This is a genomic window from Mesobacillus sp. (assembly GCF_049588175.1).
GTDB lineage: Bacteria > Bacillota > Bacilli > Bacillales > Cytobacillaceae > Mesobacillus.
Genome location: NZ_JBAVFI010000693.1, coordinates 1 through 2,199, shown reverse-complemented (window position 1 = coordinate 2,199; position 2,199 = coordinate 1). Strand labels below are relative to the sequence as shown.

Sequence of the window (2,199 nt, the reverse complement as noted above, 5' to 3'; positions counted from 1 at the left end):
TATTGCGAACATTGGTGGAAAAGGTCCCGGCATATGAACTGCATTTCCGTAAAGATCCTACATTTTGGGAGCTGATTTCATAATGGTCCATTTTATACAAAAAAATAGCTTTGAGGCGACCCATATTGAGGATGAGTGGATCATTCTGGATACTGATCAGTTTACGGTCACGAGACTTAATGATCTTGGCGGCTTTTGTTGGCTGAAGCTTCGTGAAGCTCAGACAGTTGATTCTCTCAGCGAGGCGATTGACCATGAATATGGTTCAAATTGTGAAAAAACTTCTATTGATAAGTTTTTATCCGATTTAATGAAGTGTGGGCTGATTGACCATGCTATTTGACCAGGCAACGATCCGTTTTTTGAAAAGTGCTGTTGAAAAGGATGGATTTCTTGAGTTGCCTGCACAAGGGGATAGTATGTTTCCTTTGATCCAAAGAGGAGATGTGTGCAGGTTCAGCCCATGCAGCCCTGACTCTTTGGTAAAAGGAGACATTGTTTTATTCCATACAGAACACGGTCAGCTGATTGCCCATCGAGTTTTACATAGGCAAATGATTGATGGCAGCCTCCACTATATTTTAAAAGGGGATTCCAATCTAGGATGCGACGCTCCTGTTAAGGAAGGTCAGATGATTGGAAAACTTTCTTCTATTAAAAAGAAAGTTCGGGAATTATCTATTGAGCGCTCCATAGCGAAACTCTGGGGAAAGCTCATCCTGTCTTTGCCATTCTTGTCGGGGATGGTAAGAAGGTATTTGAACTTGAAAAATCATAATTTATGGAGCACCCTATGGCGAAAATTGACCAGCTTTTAACCACAGCAAACCAGTATTTTTCAATGAAGGATATCCGCAAGACCTTTTCGATGCTGAAACCATTTTTTCTTAAGCATTCGAAGGCTTATTCGGTACTCCTTTTTTTATTAGGGTTTGATATCTTTTTTACCCTGGCGTTTGCCTGGTTTTTTGGGAATATTACCGATGCGGCGATTCGCGGGGATTTCACTGAACTGAAAAAACTGATTCCGATTGGAATTGGCCTCACGATCCTCAATATCCTTTCGAATTTCTGTGATATTTATTTTGAAACGATTGCTTCCAACGGCCTGAAAAAGGATTTGAAAGAGCATTTATTCAAGCATATTCTCCGCCTGAGAGCAGGCGATGCCTCTAACATTCGTTCTGGCGACCTTCTTTCGTATTTCACCAATGATATTCATAGTATCGATGGAGTTACGGGAAGCAGTTTGATTAGTTTAATCCGTCTGCCAGTCACCTATATTGCGGTCCTCATCTATCTATTTCAAATTAATTGGGTTTTGTGTATGATCAGCGTTCTGATTGCGCCAGTTGCGATTGTTGCTGGGGCTGGTTTTGGCTTGCTTTTGAAGCGTAATGGCCGGAAGCTTCACAGTTTAATCGCGGATATTAACAATACTTTAAATGAGACATTCCAGGGCATTCAAGTCATCCGCTCCTTCACGCTCGAAAAGAAGATTTATGAAAAATTCTCCCGCCAAAATGATGACTATTTTAAATTGGAGCTGGAAAACGCCAAGCTTCAGGGCTGGTATTATTCAGGCGGATATCTAATCAGTTCTGTAGTTTTTCTGACATGTCTTTCGCTTGGTGCGTATTTTGTCTATGAAAAAGAAATGACAATCGGTTCCTTGCTAATTTTTACAAATTTAGTAGGTTATCTTGTCAACCCTTTGACTGGTCTCGCGGGGCAGTGGGCCGGCTTTCAAAGAGCGATTACCGCAATTGAAAGAATTATTGATTTGGTCGAAAAGCCTTTGGCATCTGTTGAACTGCAAGACTACACGCCTGTAAAAGCTAATGTAAAATCGATTGAATTCAAGGATATCACCTTTAGTTACGATGAAAATAAATTGATTTTTTCTAACCTGAATCTGCAAATACCTCCTGGTAAAATGGTTGCCCTGGTAGGTCCGAGTGGAGCAGGGAAAACGACATTGTTCAATCTGCTGCAAGGTTTCTATCAGCCGCAAGCAGGAGAGAGTTTAATAGATGGATTGTCAACCGATGAAATGACGCTATCAGAATTAAGAAGCTCGATTGCCCATGTTCCTCAGGAAACCTTCCTGTTTGCTGGAAGCATCCGCGACAATCTTTTGATGGCACGGCCAGGGATTACCGAGCCAGAAATGATTGAAGCGGCTAAGAAGGCATGCAT

The 2,199-nt window shown here is 41.5% G+C and carries 3 protein-coding genes; all 3 read left to right on the top strand.

Features of this window, described 5'->3' with window-relative positions:
* The first annotated feature begins 82 nt into the window (after positions 1-82).
* The gene (locus WB217_RS16845) at positions 83-343 is read left to right on the top strand and encodes a PqqD family protein (RefSeq protein WP_423994437.1); all 261 of its coding nucleotides are present in this window, start codon (positions 83-85) and stop codon (positions 341-343) included.
* On the top strand, positions 333-818 hold the full coding sequence (locus WB217_RS16840; protein ID WP_423994438.1) for a signal peptidase I: 486 nt from the start codon (positions 333-335) through the stop codon (positions 816-818). Before WB217_RS16845 ends, WB217_RS16840 begins: the two co-directional genes overlap by 11 nt.
* The coding region (locus WB217_RS16835; RefSeq protein WP_423994436.1) for an ABC transporter ATP-binding protein at positions 794-2,199 on the top strand (1,406 nt) is incomplete at its 3' end. The genes WB217_RS16840 and WB217_RS16835, both read left to right, overlap by 25 nt.